The sequence below is a fragment of the Streptomyces sp. NPDC054794 genome (assembly GCF_053611585.1).
This window is the reverse complement of sequence record NZ_JBSHAQ010000040.1, coordinates 31,668-48,125: the sequence shown is the minus strand read 5'-3', so window position 1 is coordinate 48,125 and position 16,458 is coordinate 31,668. Positions and strand designations below refer to the sequence as shown.

Annotated in this window: 12 protein-coding genes; 8 read left to right on the top strand and 4 right to left on the bottom strand. The window is 70.5% G+C overall.

Annotated elements, in window-relative coordinates; genetic code table 11:
- Nucleotides 1-18: 18 nt before the first annotated feature.
- Nucleotides 19-1,149 carry a CAP domain-containing protein gene (locus ACWGKT_RS33460; protein WP_453276596.1) on the bottom strand — a complete coding sequence of 377 codons (1,131 nt, stop codon included), beginning with the start codon at nucleotides 1,147-1,149 and terminating at the stop codon, nucleotides 19-21.
- Between the two features lie 164 nt (nucleotides 1,150-1,313).
- Between ACWGKT_RS33460 and ACWGKT_RS33455 the strand changes: the two genes are divergently transcribed.
- The 4 genes from ACWGKT_RS33455 (at nucleotide 1,314) to ACWGKT_RS33440 (ending at nucleotide 7,674) form a co-directional block, all read left to right on the top strand.
- A complete protein-coding gene (locus ACWGKT_RS33455; protein ID WP_356146992.1) occupies nucleotides 1,314-1,595 on the top strand; it encodes an acylphosphatase in 282 nt (93 codons plus the stop codon).
- A 379-nt stretch (nucleotides 1,596-1,974) separates the two neighbouring features.
- A complete protein-coding gene (locus tag ACWGKT_RS33450; protein ID WP_235454594.1) occupies nucleotides 1,975-2,178 on the top strand; it encodes a hypothetical protein in 204 nt (67 codons plus the stop codon).
- Nucleotides 2,179-2,400: 222 nt separating this feature from the next.
- Nucleotides 2,401-6,045: an AAA family ATPase gene (locus ACWGKT_RS33445; RefSeq protein WP_453276595.1), complete on the top strand. Its 3,645-nt coding sequence runs from the start codon at nucleotides 2,401-2,403 to the stop codon at nucleotides 6,043-6,045.
- Between the two features lie 210 nt (nucleotides 6,046-6,255).
- Entirely contained in the window at nucleotides 6,256-7,674 is a 1,419-nt protein-coding gene (locus tag ACWGKT_RS33440) for a sugar porter family MFS transporter (RefSeq protein ID WP_453276594.1), read from the top strand.
- 137 nt (nucleotides 7,675-7,811) lie between these two features.
- Here ACWGKT_RS33440 and ACWGKT_RS33435 read toward each other — a convergent pair whose 3' ends face one another.
- Together ACWGKT_RS33435 and ACWGKT_RS33430 are read right to left on the bottom strand one after the other, a co-directional pair.
- Nucleotides 7,812-8,783: an LLM class flavin-dependent oxidoreductase gene (locus ACWGKT_RS33435; RefSeq protein WP_356147002.1), complete on the bottom strand. Its 972-nt coding sequence runs from the start codon at nucleotides 8,781-8,783 to the stop codon at nucleotides 7,812-7,814.
- Nucleotides 8,784-8,879: 96 nt separating this feature from the next.
- Nucleotides 8,880-10,361, bottom strand: coding sequence for a cytosine permease (locus tag ACWGKT_RS33430; protein WP_453276593.1), 1,482 nt, complete (start codon nucleotides 10,359-10,361; stop codon nucleotides 8,880-8,882).
- Nucleotides 10,362-10,470: 109 nt separating this feature from the next.
- Here ACWGKT_RS33430 and ftsY point away from each other — a divergent pair, with 109 nt between their 5' ends.
- Entirely contained in the window at nucleotides 10,471-11,682 is a 1,212-nt protein-coding gene (gene ftsY, locus ACWGKT_RS33425) for a signal recognition particle-docking protein FtsY (RefSeq protein WP_356147008.1), read from the top strand.
- Nucleotides 11,683-11,850: 168 nt separating this feature from the next.
- Here the strand turns inward: ftsY and ACWGKT_RS33420 are convergent, their stop codons facing one another.
- On the bottom strand, nucleotides 11,851-12,507 hold the full coding sequence (locus ACWGKT_RS33420; protein ID WP_453276592.1) for a bifunctional DNA primase/polymerase: 657 nt from the start codon (nucleotides 12,505-12,507) through the stop codon (nucleotides 11,851-11,853).
- Between the two features lie 452 nt (nucleotides 12,508-12,959).
- Here ACWGKT_RS33420 and nsdA point away from each other — a divergent pair, with 452 nt between their 5' ends.
- From nsdA to ACWGKT_RS33405, 3 genes are all read left to right on the top strand, one after another.
- Complete coding sequence (nsdA, locus tag ACWGKT_RS33415; protein WP_453276591.1) at nucleotides 12,960-14,438, top strand: transcriptional repressor NsdA; 1,479 nt, start codon at nucleotides 12,960-12,962, stop codon at nucleotides 14,436-14,438.
- Between the two features lie 333 nt (nucleotides 14,439-14,771).
- Complete coding sequence (locus ACWGKT_RS33410) at nucleotides 14,772-16,112, top strand: ammonium transporter (RefSeq protein ID WP_453276590.1); 1,341 nt, start codon at nucleotides 14,772-14,774, stop codon at nucleotides 16,110-16,112.
- Nucleotides 16,109-16,447: a P-II family nitrogen regulator gene (locus ACWGKT_RS33405; protein ID WP_039656487.1), complete on the top strand. Its 339-nt coding sequence runs from the start codon at nucleotides 16,109-16,111 to the stop codon at nucleotides 16,445-16,447. Before ACWGKT_RS33410 ends, ACWGKT_RS33405 begins: the two co-directional genes overlap by 4 nt.
- Nucleotides 16,448-16,458: the final 11 nt, after the last annotated feature.

The window sequence follows — 16,458 nt, the reverse complement described above, 5'->3', positions numbered from 1 at the left end:
CTGTGGCCTGCACTTTTGTCAGTAGCCGAAGTCCTGCGTCCACCACGGGCCGCCGGCGCCGAGGTGTACGCCGACGCCCAGCGTCTTGAAGTCGCAGTTCAGTATGTTCGCGCGGTGGCCCGGGCTGTTCATCCAGGCGTCCATGACGGCCGCGGCGTCGGCCTGGCCCCGGGCTATGTTCTCGCCCCCGAGGCCGGCTATGCCGACCTTGGCCGCCCGGTCCCACGGGGTCGAGCCGTCCGGGTCGGTGTGGTCGAAGAAGTCCCGCAGGGCCATGTCCTTGCTGAAGGATTCGGCGAGCTCGGTCAGCGAGCTGTTCGCGGACACCGGGCTGCAGCCCACCTTCGCCCGCTCCGCGTTGACCAGCTTCAGCACCTCGGCCTCGGCGGCGGCCGACGCCGAGACCGTCACCGGCGCGGAGGCCTTCGGCGGGGTCTTCGGGGTCTTCTTCGCCGGATGCGTCTTCGGCTTCTTGGCGTTCTTCGAAGGCGTCGTCTCGGCGGCCGGCTTCTTGGGCTGCGTCTTCGAGTGCCCGGGCGAGGTGGAGGCCGAGGGCGCCGAGGCGGACGGCGCCGGTGTGACCGGGCGGCCGCCGCTGTTGCGGCTGGTCGAGGAACCGTTGTCCCGGCCGGTGTCGGCGCTGCCGGAGGTGCCGCCCTGCTCGCTGTTGCTGTTGCTGGGCGCGCCCGCGGCCTGCACCGTGTCACCGCCGGTGGTGGTGGTGCCACCGAGCCGGTAGTTGTCGAGGCCGGGCACCACACCCGTGGCCACCGCGACCGTGCCGATGGCGACGGCGGCGGAGACGCCGAGCAGACCGGTGCGCACGGGCGTCACGGCCTTCTTCTTGCGCCGGTGCCCGCGGGCCCGGGAGGCCTCACCCGCCGGGGTGAATCCGTCCGCGGGGAAGACGACCGTGTTCGTGACCCGCGCGTACTCGTCGTCGGTCGCGTACAGGTACTCGTCGACCCGAGTGTGGGCGTCGGTGTAGGCCTCGGGGTTCAGATAAGGAGCGATCCCCATCGTGGGTCGGTCGTCCGGGTACGAGTGGTGCGGGTCGTGGCTGCCCGTGTACGAGCCGTGCGTCTCCGTGACCCCCGTGGCGCGGCCCGTGGCGGCGCGGCCGGCGGCTGAGCGTCGGTGGCGTCCCATGTCCTTGCCTTCTTCCTCGTCTCGCGGTCGACCGTTGGTCCCCTTGGTCAACCCAACTCACACGATCGAGTGAGTTTCAGATGAGATTCATTGGGTGGGGACGGTACCGCATGACGCCCGGGGAGGAAGTGTCCCGAGTGACATTGGCCGGTTAGGTTGCAGCCATGAGCGAGGATGTTCGACTGGTCGCCTGGGTGCGTGGACGCGTCCAAGGTGTGGGTTTTCGCTGGTTCACGCGTGCCAAGGCGTTGGAGATCGGCGGTCTGAGTGGTTTTGCTCTCAATTTGGGCGACGGACGGGTACAGGTGGTCGCCGAGGGCAGACGCGAGGGCTGCGAGGGACTCCTCGACTGGCTCCAGGGCGACGACACGCCCGGGCGTGTGGACGGTGTCACCGAGATCTGGGACACACCCCGCGGAGGCTACGACGGCTTCGCCATCCGGTGAGCCCGTTCGGCAAAGTCCGCAGGCAGAAGCGGAGGGGGATGCCAACGGCAGGTGCCCCGAGCAGGAACGACCTGGTGGTTGCCAAGAAGGGCTTGTCGTGGCAGGCTCCGCAGTTACAGATCATCGCCACGCCCTGAGGGCCCCGCAGGAGTCGCAGCGCCGCCGCCCCAGGCCGCGCGCGCCCGGGTTCGCCCGCCAATACGGGGCGTGATCGTGTTGACCGTCAAACTTTTTGGTGAGACGCTGAAAGCCCCGCGCACCTTAGCTGTTTGGCATGTAGCAACGGCAGAGCAACATTCAAGTGTCAAGCACCGCGGGTGCGAATCCCTCACGACCCACACCGCTTCGGTCGGTCACTCAGTGTGGAGGACCATCCATCATGGCAAAGGCGCTTCTCGGTTACGTCGGCGGCTCCGACCCTCGACTCCTCGCCGAGATGCGACGGCTCCAGCAGCGCGTACAGGACCTGGAATCCGAGCTCGTACGAATCCAGGCGGAGAACGACGCGCTGACGGCTGCCGCTTCTCACGACAGTCTCATGGAGAGCGTCGACGCACACCAGGCGGAGCCTGTGCTCACCTGATCGCTGCATCGCTCCACAAAAGCACACGCAGTGGTTGGGCTGCCCGTATCAACCGCTCAGCAGTCAGAGTTGCAAGGGACGCTTCGGCGTCCCTTCTTTCTTTCCCCCGCGCATCCTTTCACTCTCTTTAACGTCTGGTGTGCCCTGCATGTTCATGCGTGAAACCGCGGGGTTGCGAGGGTTCGTGGAGTGAGATAGCGGCGGCAGGTAGAGTCCAGCGGCGTGCACCTCAAGGCCCTGACCCTTCGCGGGTTCAAGTCGTTCGCCTCGGCGACCACACTCCGGTTCGAGCCGGGCATCACGTGTGTCGTCGGACCGAACGGCTCGGGCAAGTCCAATGTCGTGGACGCGCTCAGCTGGGTCATGGGCGAACAGGGTGCCAAGTCGCTGCGCGGCGGCAAGATGGAGGACGTCATCTTCGCCGGCACCACCGGCCGCCCGCCGCTCGGCCGGGCCGAGGTGTCCCTGACCATCGACAACTCCGACGGGGCCCTCCCCATCGAGTACTCCGAGGTCACCATCACGCGGATCATGTTCCGCAACGGCGGCAGCGAGTACCAGATCAACGGCGACACGTGTCGCCTCCTCGACATCCAGGACCTCCTCTCCGACTCCGGCATCGGCCGCGAGATGCACGTCATCGTCGGCCAGGGCCAGCTCGACTCCGTCCTGCACGCCGACCCCATGGGCCGCCGCGCCTTCATCGAGGAGGCCGCAGGCGTCCTCAAGCACCGCAAGCGCAAGGAGAAGGCGCTCAGGAAACTGGACGCGATGCAGGCCAACCTCGCGCGCGTGCAGGACCTGACGGACGAACTGCGCCGCCAGCTCAAGCCGCTCGGCCGGCAGGCGGCGGTCGCCCGCCGCGCGGCCGTGATCCAGGCGGACCTGCGCGACGCGCGCCTGCGCCTCCTCGCCGACGATCTCGTACGGCTGCGCGAGGCGCTGAGGACCGAGGTCGCCGACGAGGCCGCGCTGAAGGAGCGCAAGGAGGCCGCCGAGCAGGAGCTGAAGAAGGCGCTCCAGCGCGAGGCGCTCCTGGAGGACGAGGTACGGCAGCTCACGCCGCGCCTGCAGCGCGCCCAGCAGACCTGGTACGAGCTCTCCCAGCTCGCCGAACGCGTCCGCGGCACGATCTCGCTGGCCGACGCCCGGGTGAAGAGCGCGACCTCCGTGCCCCCCGAGGAGCGGCGCGGCCGCGACCCCGAGGACATGGAGCGCGAGGCCGCCCGGATCCGTGAGCAGGAGGCCGAGCTGGAGGCTGCCCTGGAGGCGGCGCAGCGGGCGCTGGACGACACCGTCGCGCACCGCGCCGAGCTGGAACGCGAACTCGCCCTCGAAGAACGCCGTCTGAAGGACGTCGCCCGGGCCATCGCCGACCGCCGTGAGGGGCTCGCCCGGCTGAACGGGCAGGTCAACGCCGCCCGTTCGCGTGCGGCCTCGGCCCAGGCCGAGATCGACCGCCTGGCCGCCGCGCGGGACGAGGCCCAGGAGCGGGCGGTAGGGGCCCAGGAGGAGTACGAGGCGCTCCAGGCGGAGGTCGACGGCCTCGACGCCGATGACGTCGAGCTCGCCGACGGGCACGAGTCGGCGAAGCAACGGCTCGCGGAGGCGGAGGCCGCGCTCGGCGCCGCCCGCGAGGCGGCCACCGCGGCGGAGCGCAGGCGCGCCGCGACCCAGGCCCGCCACGAGGCGCTGGCGCTGGGCCTGCGCCGCAAGGACGGCACCGGGGCGCTGCTCGGCGCACGGGACCGGCTCGCCGGGCTGCTCGGACCGGCGGCGGAACTGCTGACCGTGACACCGGGCCACGAGGTCGCCCTCGCCGCGGCCTTCGGAGCGGCGGCCGACGCGATCGCGGTGACGACCCCGGCATCGGCGGCGGAGGCGATCCGACTGCTCCGCAAGCAGGACGCCGGCCGGGCCTCCCTGCTGCTGGCGGGCGCACCGGAGGACCTCGCCCGGACCACCGCCCCGGACGGCGACTTCGGCACGGGCGCCCCGAGCGAAACCTCGGGCGGAATCGGTTCGCCGCCAGAGGCGAACGGGGCCGGGCCTTCGGCCACCGCCGCTCCCCCCTTCGCCGCCGACCTGGTCCGCGGTCCCGTCGAGCTGATGCCCGCCGTGCGGCGGCTGTTGCGGGGGATCGTTGTCGTCGGCACGCTCGAAGACGCCGAGGATCTCGTCTACGCCCGGCCCGAACTCACCGCCGTCACCGCCGAAGGCGACCTGCTGGGGGCGCACTTCGCGCACGGTGGGTCGGCCGGGGCGCCCAGTCTGCTGGAGGTGCAGGCCTCCGTGGACGAGGCCGCCGCCGAGCTGGAGGAGCTGGCGGTGCGCTGCGAGGAGCTCAGCGAGGCGCAGCAGGCGGCCGTCGAGCGGCGCAAGGAGTGTGCCGCGCTGGTCGAGGAGCTGGGGGAGCGGCGGCGGGCGGCCGACCGGGAGAAGTCGGCCGTGGCCCAGCAGCTCGGGCGCCTCGCAGGGCAGGCGCGCGGTGCCGCCGGCGAGGCCGAGCGCTCCACGGCGGCCGCGGCGCGGGCGCAGGACGCGCTCGACAAGGCCGTCCTGGAGGTCGAGGAACTCGCCGAGCGGCTGGCCGTCGCCGAGGAGCTGCCGATCGAGGAGGAGCCGGACACCTTCGTACGCGACCGGCTCGCCGCCGACGGCGCCAACGCCCGGCAGACCGAGATGGAGGCCCGCCTCCAGGTCCGTACGCACGAGGAACGGGTCAAGGGACTCGCCGGACGGGCCGACGCGCTCGACCGGGGCGCCCGCGCGGAGCGCGAGGCACGCGCGCGTGCCGAGCAGCGGCGGGCCCGGCTGCGGCACGAGGCGGCCGTCGCGGAGGCCGTCGCCTCGGGCGCCCGGCAGCTGCTCGCACACGTCGAGGTCTCTCTGGGCCGTGCTGCCGAGGAGCGCACCGCCGCCGAGGCCGCCAAGGCCCGCAGGGAACAGGAACTGACCGCGGCCCGCGGCACCGGACGCGATCTGAAGTCCGAGCTCGACAAGCTGACCGACTCGGTGCACCGGGGCGAGGTGCTCGGCGCCGAGAAGCGGATGCGGATCGAGCAGTTGGAGGCCAAGGCGCTGGAGGAGCTGGGCGTGGAGCCGGCCGGGCTCGTGTCCGACTACGGCCCCCACCAGCTCGTACCGCCGTCCCCGCCCGCCGAGGGCGAGGTGCTGCCGGAGGACCCGGAGCACCCGCGCAACCAGCCGAGGCCGTTCGCGCGGGCCGAGCAGGAGAAGCGGTTGAAGGCCGCCGAGCGGGCGTACCAGCAGCTCGGCAAGGTGAACCCGCTCGCGCTGGAGGAGTTCGCGGCCCTGGAGGAGCGGCACAAGTTCCTCAGCGAGCAGCTCGAAGACCTGAAGAAGACCCGCGCCGACCTGCTTCAGGTGGTGAAGGAGGTCGACGAGCGCGTCGAGCAGGTCTTCACCGAGGCCTACCGGGACACGGCCCGGGAGTTCGAGGGCGTCTTCAGCCGGCTGTTCCCGGGCGGTGAGGGCCGGTTGATCCTGACCGATCCCGACAACATGCTCACCACGGGCGTGGACGTGGAGGCCCGGCCGCCGGGCAAGAAGGTCAAGCGGCTCTCGCTGCTCTCCGGCGGTGAGCGGTCGCTGACCGCCGTCGCGATGCTGGTGTCCATCTTCAAGGCCCGGCCGAGCCCGTTCTACGTGATGGACGAGGTCGAGGCCGCGCTCGACGACACCAACCTGCAGCGGCTGATCCGCATCATGCAGGAGCTGCAGGAGGCCTCGCAGCTGATCGTGATCACGCACCAGAAGCGGACCATGGAGGTCGCCGACGCGCTGTACGGCGTCTCCATGCAGGGCGACGGTGTGTCGAAGGTCATCTCCCAGCGCCTCCGCTAGACCCATGCGGGCTACACCTATCCTCACCTGCGCTTCTTGATTTCTTCACTTCTTGAACCCAATACCCCTGCAGGCTGCTTAAAGGTCACATGACATCAAGTATTGACTTCGAAACTTGAAGGCATAGTCTCTGCAACGTTGCTTTTACCTTCAGGTTGAAGGGCTCACCCCCACCCCGGCGACGTTGCCGGTGGCCCCAGGAGTTTCCACGTGACCAGCACAGCGCAGGCACCCGCGTCAGGAGCCAGGTCGGCTCAGCCCGAGCATCTCGGGCATGTCATCTTCATCGCGGCGGCGGCCGCGATGGGCGGCTTCCTCTTCGGCTACGACAGTTCCGTGATCAACGGCGCCGTCGAGGCCATCCGGGACCGGTACGACATCGGCTCCGCCGCGCTGGCCCAGGTCATCGCCGTCGCCCTGATCGGCTGTGCCATCGGCGCCGCGACGGCCGGCCGGATAGCCGACCGCATCGGGCGCATCCGGGTCATGCAGATCGCCGCGGCGCTCTTCGTCGTCAGCGCCGTCGGCTCCGCGCTGCCCTTCTCCCTGTGGGACTTCGCCCTCTGGCGCGTCGTCGGCGGCTTCGCCATCGGCATGGCCTCCGTCATCGGCCCCGCCTACATCGCCGAGGTCGCCCCGCCCGCGTACCGCGGCCGCCTCGGCTCCTTCCAGCAGGCCGCGATCGTCATCGGCATCGCCATCTCGCAGCTGGTCAACTGGGGTCTGCTCAACGCCGCCGACGGCGACCAGCGCGGCAAGCTGATGGGCCTGGAGGCCTGGCAGGTCATGCTCGGCGTCATGGTCGTCCCGGCCGCCCTGTACGGTCTGCTCTCCTTCGCGATCCCCGAGTCCCCCCGCTTCCTGCTCTCGGTCGGCAAGCGCGACCGGGCCAAGGAGATCCTCGCCGAGGTCGAGGGCACCGGCACCGACCTGGACGCCCGCGTCGCCGAGATCGAGCACGCCATGAAGAGCGAGCACCGGTCCTCCTTCAAGGACCTGCTCGGCGGCGGCTTCTTCTTCAAGCCGATCGTCTGGGTCGGCATCGGCCTGTCGGTCTTCCAGCAGTTCGTCGGCATCAACGTCGCGTTCTACTACTCCTCGACGCTGTGGCAGTCGGTCGGCGTCGACCCGGCGGACTCGTTCTTCTACTCCTTCACGACGTCGATCATCAACATCGTCGGCACCGTGATCGCGATGATCTTCGTGGACCGCGTCGGCCGCCGTCCGCTGGCGATCATCGGCTCGGTCGGCATGGCCGTCGGCCTCGCCCTGGAGGCCTGGGCCTTCTCCTACGATCTGGTCGACGGCAGGCTGCCCAGCGCCCAGGGCTGGACCGCGCTGGTCGCGGCCCATGTCTTCGTCCTCTTCTTCGCCCTGTCCTGGGGTGTGGTCGTCTGGGTCATGCTCGGCGAGATGTTCCCGAACCGGATCCGCGCCGCCGCCCTGGGTGTGGCCGCCGCCGCGCAGTGGATCGCCAACTGGGCCATCACCGCGAGCTTCCCGTCGCTGGCCGACTGGAACCTCTCCGTGACGTACGTGATCTACACGGTCTTCGCCGCGCTCTCCATCCCGTTCGTCCTGAAGTTCGTCAAGGAGACGAAGGGCAAGTCGCTGGAGGAGATGGGCTGACGACCCGCCCCCTCGGTGCTCGGGGGGAAGGGCCAAGTCCCCGCTGCCCCTCTCCTCGTACCTCCGCCGCCCCTGCCCGGCCACTGCCCGGGCGGGGGCGGCGGTGTCATGTCCGGGCACACCGGACGGCCCGCGGGTCAGCCGCCCAGCGCCGGGAGCACCCGCTCCGCGAACAGCCGCAGGCTCCGCCAGCCCTCGGCCACCGGCATCCCGCCCGCCAGCGGATGCAGGACGAGGTTGTCCAGCCCCTGGGCCACGCATTCCTGCGGCGTCAGGATCCGGTACACGCCCTCCGCGCGCAGCTCGTCCACCGTGGTGGCCGCCGATCGCACCGCCGAGTGGATGTCCTCGGACTGCCAGGAGGCGTACGTCCGCGCCTCGTGCAGGAAGTGCCCTCCGTACTCGGCCCACGCCCGGTCCGGGTCCTCGGCGATGTGCAGGAGCGGGGTCTCAGCGGCGGGCATCATCGTCCAGCCCTCCGTGCCGTACTCGACGAGCCGCTCCTTGTAGTACGTCTTCAGCTCCGGCAGGCGCGCGCTGGGGAAGAACGGCAGGCCGAGCCGGGCGGCCCGGCGGGCGGCGGCCTTCGAGGAGCCGCCGACCAGGAGGAGGGGGTGCGGATCGGTGTACGGGCGCGGGGTGACCCGTACCGTACGGCCCCGGTACTCGAACTCCTCGCCGGTCCAGGCCTTGAGCAGGGTCTCCAGCAGCTCGTCCTGCAGCCGGCCGCGCCGCCTCCACTCCACGTCGAACAGGGCGTACTCCTCGGGCCGGTACCCGATCCCGGCGACGGTGATCAGCCGGCCGCCGCTCAGCAGGTCCAGTACGGCGATGTCCTCGGCCAGCCGCAGCGGGTCGTGCAGGGGGCCGATGACCGCGGAGACGGTGACCGTGATCCGCCGGGTCGCCCCGAACACCGCGCCCGCGAAGGCGAAGGGGGAGGGCAGCCAGTTGTTCGGGACTCCGTGGTGCTCCTCGGTCTGCACGGTGCTGATGCCGTGCTCGTCGGCGTACGCGGCCATGTCCACGGCGGCCCGGTAGCGGGCTGCGAGGGAGGCGGGCTCGGCGCCGGGCTCGACGAGGTTGAAACGGACGACCGTCACGGGCATGGCTGGTCCCCCTGTCACCGGGTCGGTGGGGTTCGGTGCGGGGGACGTTAGCTGACGATGCGTCAGATGGCCATGGGTGTGGCGGGGCGGTCGCGCTCAGGCCGTGACCCGGCCGCAGTCCTCGGTCGGCTCCGAGTGCGCGGTCGTCGCCGCCGGCTTGGGCAGGAGCGCGTACAGCAGGCCGGCGGCGAGGATCGTCGCCACCCAGCCGAGGCCGAAGCGCCCCACCGGGTTGTTCGCGGCGAGCGGGCCGCGGAACCAGTCGGACCTGGTGAACAGCAGTCCCGTGCCGAGGCCGACGGCCCAGGCCGTGACGGCGGCGGGGCAGAAGCCGCCCCGGTACCAGTAGGCGCTGGTGCGGGTGGTGTCGAGCAGGGCCCGCGCGTCGTACGCGGTGCGGCGCAGCATGTCCGCGCCGAAGACGCCGACCCAGGCCGAGAAGGCCACCGCGAGCAGCGACAGGAAGGCGATGAAGGAGCCCGTGAAGCTCCTCGCCACCAGCATCAGGACGCCGCCGAGGACCAGCGAGATCACCGCGTTGACGCAGACCGCCCAGGGGCGCGGGATCCTGAGGCCGAGGGTCTGCGCGGTGAAGCCGGCCGAGTACATCGACATCGCGTTGATCAGCAGCATGCCGACCAGGGCCGTGAGGAGGTAGGGGACGGCGAGCCACAGGGGGAGGATCTCGCCGAGGAAGGAGACGGGGTCGGCCGTCGAGGCGAGGTCCGGGGTGGCCCTGGCCATCACCGTGCCCATGAGGATCATCGGGAGTACGACGACGACCGCGCCGCCGACGGTGTTGCGCACGATCGCCGTCGAGGACGCCCGGCGCGGCAGGTAGCGCGTGAAGTCCGGCGAGGTCGGCGCCCAGCTGATGCCCCCGGCGGCGATCAGCCCGATCCCGGTGACCATCGCGGCCGTGGGCCCGGCGGGCTCGCGGAAGACCCCGCCCCAGTCCGTGCTCGCGACCAGGTGGCCGAGGACCAGCACGGAGAAGGCGCCGAACAGCCAGGTCGCCCACCTGTTGCAGCGCCGCACCGCGTGGATGCCCATGCCCGAGATCGCGAACGTGGCGACCACGAAGAGCAACAGGGTGGCGATGATCAGGGGAGTGGTGCTCCTGATGCCGAAGAGGATGTGCAGAACGGTCAGCAGCGCGTACGCGCCGATCACCGCGTTGATCGTCTCCCAGCCCCAGCGCGCGACCCAGATCAGCGAGCCGGGGAGCAGATTGCCGCGCTGGCCGAAGACCGCGCGGGACAGGGCCATGCCGGGCGCGCCGCCGCGCTTCCCGGCGATTCCCGTCAGGCCGACCAGGCCGAACGAGACGACCGGCGCCGCGACACCGACCACCAGGGCCTGCCAGAAGTTCAGCCCGTACGACACTCCCAGGCTCGCGCCCATGGTCAGCAACAGGACGGTGATGTTGGCGGCGATCCAGGTGGAGAGGAGTCCGCGGGTCCGCGCGGTGCGCTCGGCGCGGGGGACGGGTTCCAGTCCCCGGGTTTCGACGCCGTGGCACTCCAGGGTCTCTTCGAGCTGTTCCAGGGCGCCATCGCGCGGGCCGGTGGTGCTCATGGCGCACCATCGTACGTTAATCCGACAAAGCAGCCATAATGGACCTTGACGCTTGGAGGAACCCACAAACTGGGTTGCGCCGGTACCCATAGCTGATACTGGACGCGTTATGGAAACCGTCATCCTTGCTGTAGTCATCGCCGTGGTCGTGCTCGGCGCGCTCGGCGGGCTCATCGTCGGCAGCCGACGGAAGAAGTCGCTGCCCCCGCCGCCGCCCGCCGCGCCCGACATCACCGCCCCACCGGCCGAGCCGCACGTCGGCGACGAGGCCGAGACGCCCCGCGACGAACCGCGCCGGACGATCGAGGAGGTGGACCTCCCCGGGGGCTCCCCCCCGGTCGCCGTCGAGGAGCCACCCGCCGTCGAAGAGCTGCCGGTACCCGAGATCGAGGTCCCGGAGCCCACCGCAGGCCGGCTGGTCCGCCTGCGCGCCCGCCTCTCCCGCTCGCAGAACGCCCTCGGCAAGGGCCTGCTCACCCTGCTGTCCCGCGAGCACCTCGACGAGGAGACCTGGGAGGAGGTCGAGGACACCCTGCTGACCGCCGACGTCGGCGTGCAGCCCACCCAGGAGCTCGTCGAGCGGCTGCGCGAGCGCGTGAAGGTGCTCGGCACCCGCACGCCCGCGGAGCTGCGCGGGCTCCTGCGCGAGGAGCTGCTCACCCTCGTCGGCACCGACTTCGACCGCACGGTCAAGACCGAGCCCGAGGACCGCAAGCCGGGCATCGTGATGGTCGTCGGCGTCAACGGCACCGGCAAGACCACCACCACCGGCAAGCTCGCGCGCGTGCTCGTGGCCGACGGCCGTACCGTCGTCCTCGGCGCCGCCGACACCTTCCGTGCCGCCGCCGCCGACCAGCTGCAGACCTGGGGTGAGCGCGTCGGCGCCTACACCGTGCGCGGCCCCGAGGCCGGCGACCCCGCCTCCGTCGCGTTCGACGCGGTGAAGGAGGGCAAGGAGATGGGCGTCGACGTGGTGCTCATCGACACCGCCGGGCGGCTGCACACCAAGACCGGCCTCATGGACGAGCTCGGCAAGGTCAAGCGCGTCGTCGAGAAGCACGCGCCGCTGGACGAGGTGCTCCTCGTGCTCGACGCCACCACCGGGCAGAACGGCCTCGTCCAGGCCCGCGTCTTCGCCGAGGTCGTCGACATCACCGGCATCGTGCTGACCAAGCTGGACGGCACCGCCAAGGGCGGCATCGTCGTCGCGGTCCAGCGCGAGCTGGGCGTGCCGGTGAAGCTGGTCGGTCTCGGCGAGGGCGCCGACGACCTCGCGCCGTTCGAGCCGGAGGCGTTCGTCGACGCCCTCATCGGAGACTGATCACTCCCCGGAAACGGAAAGAGATCGTCTCCCGCAGTCAGGAGAAACGATGAGGCGCCCGCCCCACGACACAGTGGGGGACGGGCGCTTCGCCTTGTAGGGGTGTTCGGTTTGTAGGGGTGATCGGTTTCGGCGTTCGGCCACGACGGCACGGTCGCGGCCGAAGGGTCACGCCCTCGACCGGTGCGCCACGTACGCCAGCGTCCCCAGGAGCAATCGGGCCGCCGGGGGCCTCGACACCGAGTCCAGTGCCGGCGGCCGCAGCCAGCGCACCGGGCCGAGGCCGCCCCGGTCGGACGGCGGCGCCGTGATGTGGGCGCCCGGGCCGAGGCCGCGCAGGTCGAGGGAGGACGGGTCGTCCCAGCCCATGCGGTAGAGCAGCGCCGGCAGTTCCGCGGCGGCGCCGGGGGCGACCAGGAAGTGGGCGCGGTGGTCCGGGGTCGCGATCACCGGGCCGAGGGGGAGGCCCATGCGTTCCAGACGGACCAGCGCGCGACGCCCGGCGGGCTCGGCGACCTCGATGACGTCGAACGCGCGCCCGACGGGCAGCATCACCGCGGCGCCGGGGAACTCGCCCCAGGCCTTGGTGACGTCGTCGAGCGTCGCCCCGGCGCAGACCTGGGGCGCGAACTCCAGCGGATGCGCGCCCGGTGCGCGACAATCCGCCCGGCCACAGGAACAGGCACCCCCCGCGGCCCGTGCGCCCGGTACCACGTCCCAGCCCCACAGTCCGGTGAACTCGGCAACGGCCGTGCACTCCGACGAACGCCCGCGCCGCCGCGTGCCGGAGCGGATCTCCCGAATGCCGCCGATCGTGAAGCCCATGCCCCCTCCAACGGGTTCAGCGCGCCGGTGGTTACGCCATGGAACGGAACGGAAGCAGAAAGTGACTCAACGTCGCGGCGGACCCGCCCGAGGGGTCGGGTGGCGCCCTGAAGTGCCCGTGGTGGTGCGCCCGGCGGTGTGCGCCCCTGAGTGCACCGCTCCACCTACTCCTGGCCGTCCTATGTCAAGTGAATCGCGCCTGGGCGACCGTGAGTTCATTCGAAGGGGTGGCGAATGGTGGCGTTTCCGGGATCGCCATGGCTGGGCGCGTGATCGTAGGATTACTTTGAGTGCACGAGTCCTGGGGGCACATGCACTCGTGGGTATGCCGGAGGCAACTCGACATCCCGTTCGAAGGGTGAGAAGTACCGGACGGGCGGCCGTATTTACCGGCATTCTGATAGGGCTTGGCGCAGTCGGCGACAAGTGGTCTCAGGGATGGGGGCGTTCCAGTGGGCGGCAACGGCGGTAGCGGGATGAACGCTGACAAGCGCCCCAATGAGCTGCTCGGCTCGTGGTTCGTGCGCAGCGGCTGGTCCAAGGGCGAGCTGGCCCGGCAAGTGAACCGCCGGGCACGCCAGTTGGGCGCCAACCACATCTCCACGGACACCTCGCGAGTGCGCCGCTGGCTCGACGGGGAGAACCCGCGCGAGCCGATCCCCCGGATCCTGTCCGAGCTGTTCTCCGAGCGGTTCGGCTGCGTGGTCTCGGTCGAGGACCTCGGTCTGCGGGCCGCCCGCCAGTCACCCTCCGTGTCCGGCGTCGACCTGCCCTGGACCGGCCCGCAGACGGTGGCTCTGCTCAGCGAGTTCTCGCGCAGCGACCTCATGCTGGCGCGGCGCGGCTTCCTCGGGACCTCGCTGGCCCTGTCCGCGGGCCCGTCCCTCATCGAGCCGATGCAGCGCTGGCTCGTCCCCTCGCCGGGCGGCCCCATCGCGTCGCCCGAACCCGAGCCGTACGAGTCGCGCCGCCCCGGCCGCCTCTCCAAGCCCGAGCTGGACCTGCTGGAGTCCACCACGGTGATGTTCCGTCAGTGGGACGCCCAGTGCGGCGGCGGGCTGCGCCGCAAGGCGGTCGTCGGCCAGCTGCACGAGGTCACCGACCTGCTCCAGGAGCCCCAGCCGGAGGCCACCACCAGGAAGTTGTTCAAGGTCGCCGCCGAACTCGCCGAACTGGCGGGCTGGATGAGCTACGACATCGGGCTCCAGCCCACCGCGCAGAAGTACTTCGTCCTCGCCCTGCACGCCGCCAAGGAGGCGAGCGACAAGCCGCTCGGCTCGTACGTCCTGTCCAGCATGAGCCGCCAGATGATCCACCTGGGCCGGCCCGAGGACGCCCTGGAGCTGATCCACCTCGCGCAGTACGGCAGCCGGGACTGCGCGAGCCCGCGCACCCAGGCGATGCTGTATGCGATGGAGGCCCGCGCCTACGCCAACATGGGCCAGCCCGGCAAGTGCAAGCGGGCGGTCCGGATGGCCGAGGACACCTTCTCCGAGGCCGACGAATGGGACGAGCCGGACCCCGACTGGATCCGCTTCTTCTCCGAGGCCGAGCTCTACGGCGAGAACTCCCACTCCTTCCGCGACCTCGCCTATGTCGCCGGCCGCAGCCCCACCTACGCCTCCCTGGCCGAGCCCCTGATGCAGCGGGCCGTGGAGCTGTTCGCCAAGGACTCCGAGCACCAGCGGTCGTACGCACTGAACCTGATCGGCATGGCCACGGTGCACCTGCTGCGCCGCGAACCCGAGCAGAGCACGGTGATGGCCTCGCAGGCCATGCAGGTCGCCAAGAAGGTCCGCTCCGAGCGGGTGAACACCCGTATCCGAAAGACCGTCGGCTCGGCCGTGCGCGACTTCGGCGACCTGACCGAGGTGGTCGACCTCACCGACCAGCTCGCCGTCGACCTTCCCGAGACCGCCGAGGCGGTCTGACCACCGCCCGACCCCCGAGCCCCGGCCGCGGCCGGCCCTCCCGAACTGCCCGACTCGGCTCCCCCATGCCAGGTCATCGGAAGGCCGACCGCGGCCGGTTTCTTTCCTCCGCAAAAGGTTGCGCCACGATAACGATCCCCGGGACGGACATCCCGCAATTCATCGAGGCGTAACACACAGGGCGCCTTCGTCACTCCGGCGAAACAACGAGGGGCTTCGACCGAAACCGCGCTGCGCCAATCTCATGGCGCATAACCGGCCCACCCCTCACTTGACCGGACCGCTCTCAGGCTTCGCCCGCACGGGGCCGTACCAATCGACGAGGAGACGCCGATGGCACCAGCCATCACGCTTGCCGCGGAGGCACCCAAGCTGTCCTCCGCGAACACAGGCTTCATGCTCATCTGTTCCGCCCTGGTGCTGATCATGACCCCGGGTCTCGCCTTCTTCTACGGAGGCATGGTCCGCGTCAAGAGCACCCTCAACATGCTGATGATGAGCTTCATCAGCATGGGCATCGTCACCATTCTGTGGGTGCTCTACGGCTTCTCCCTCGCCTTCGGCACGAACAACAGCCTCATCGGCTGGAACTCCGACTGGTTCGGCCTCAGCAACATCGGGCTGACGCAGCTCTGGGACGGCTACAACATCCCGATCTTCGTCTTCATGGTCTTCCAGATGATGTTCGCCATCATCACACCGGCCCTGATAAGCGGCGCCCTCGCGGACCGCGTCAAGTTCTCGGCGTGGTCGCTCTTCGTCGCCCTGTGGGCCACGATCGTCTATGTCCCGGTCGCCCACTGGGTCTGGGGCGCCGACGGCTGGGCCTACAAGCTCGGCGTGATCGACTTCGCCGGTGGTACGGCGGTCCACATCAACGCGGGTGCCGGGGCCCTCGGCGTGATCCTGGTCATTGGCAAGCGCGTCGGCTTCAAGAAGGACCCGATGCGTCCGCACAGCCTCCCGCTGGTCATGCTCGGCGCAGGGCTCCTGTGGTTCGGCTGGTTCGGCTTCAACGCCGGCTCGTGGCTCGGCAACGACGACGGCGTCGGCGCGCTGATGTTCGTCAACACGCAGGTCGCCACCGCCGCCGCCATGCTGGCCTGGCTCGCCTACGAGAAGATCCGGCACGGCGCCTTCACCACGCTGGGCGCCGCCTCCGGTGCGGTCGCCGGTCTGGTCGCGATCACCCCGTCCGGTGGCGCGGTCTCCCCGCTCGGCGCGATCGCCGTCGGCGCCATCGCCGGTGTCGCCTGCGCTGCGGCCGTGAGCCTGAAGTTCAAGTTCGGCTACGACGACTCCCTCGACGTCGTCGGCGTCCACATGGTCGGCGGAATCATCGGTTCCCTGCTCATCGGATTCTTCGCCACCGGCAAGGGCCAGTCCACCGCGACGGGTGTCTTCTACGGCAACCACTCCTTCGACCAGCTGTGGAAGCAGTGCGCGGGCGTCTTCGCGGTCCTCGCCTACTCCCTGGTCGCCTCCGCGATCCTCGCCTTCCTCCTCGACAAGACCATCGGTATGCGGGTCACCGAGGACGAGGAGGTCTCCGGCATCGACCAGGCGGAGCACGCCGAGACCGCATACGACTTCAGCGGCGCGGGCGGCGGTGTCCTCGGCACCGTCTCCGCTCCTGCCGTGGCCGGCACGCAGAGCAAGAAGGTGGACGCATGAAGCTCATCACCGCCGTCGTGAAGCCTCACCGGCTCGACGAGATCAAGGAGGCCCTTCAGGCCTTCGGCGTGCACGGACTGACGGTCACCGAGGCCAGCGGCTACGGTCGTCAGAGGGGACACACCGAGGTCTACCGCGGTGCCGAGTACACGGTCGACCTGGTCCCCAAGATCCGTATCGAGGTGCTGGCCGAGGACGACGACGCCGAGCAGCTGATCGAGGTCGTCGTCAAGGCGGCCCGTACGGGCAAGATCGGTGACGGCAAGGTCTGGTCCCTGCCGGTCGAGACGGCCGTCCGGGTACGGACCGGCGAGCGCGGCCCGGACGCGCTCTGAGCCGACCCGCT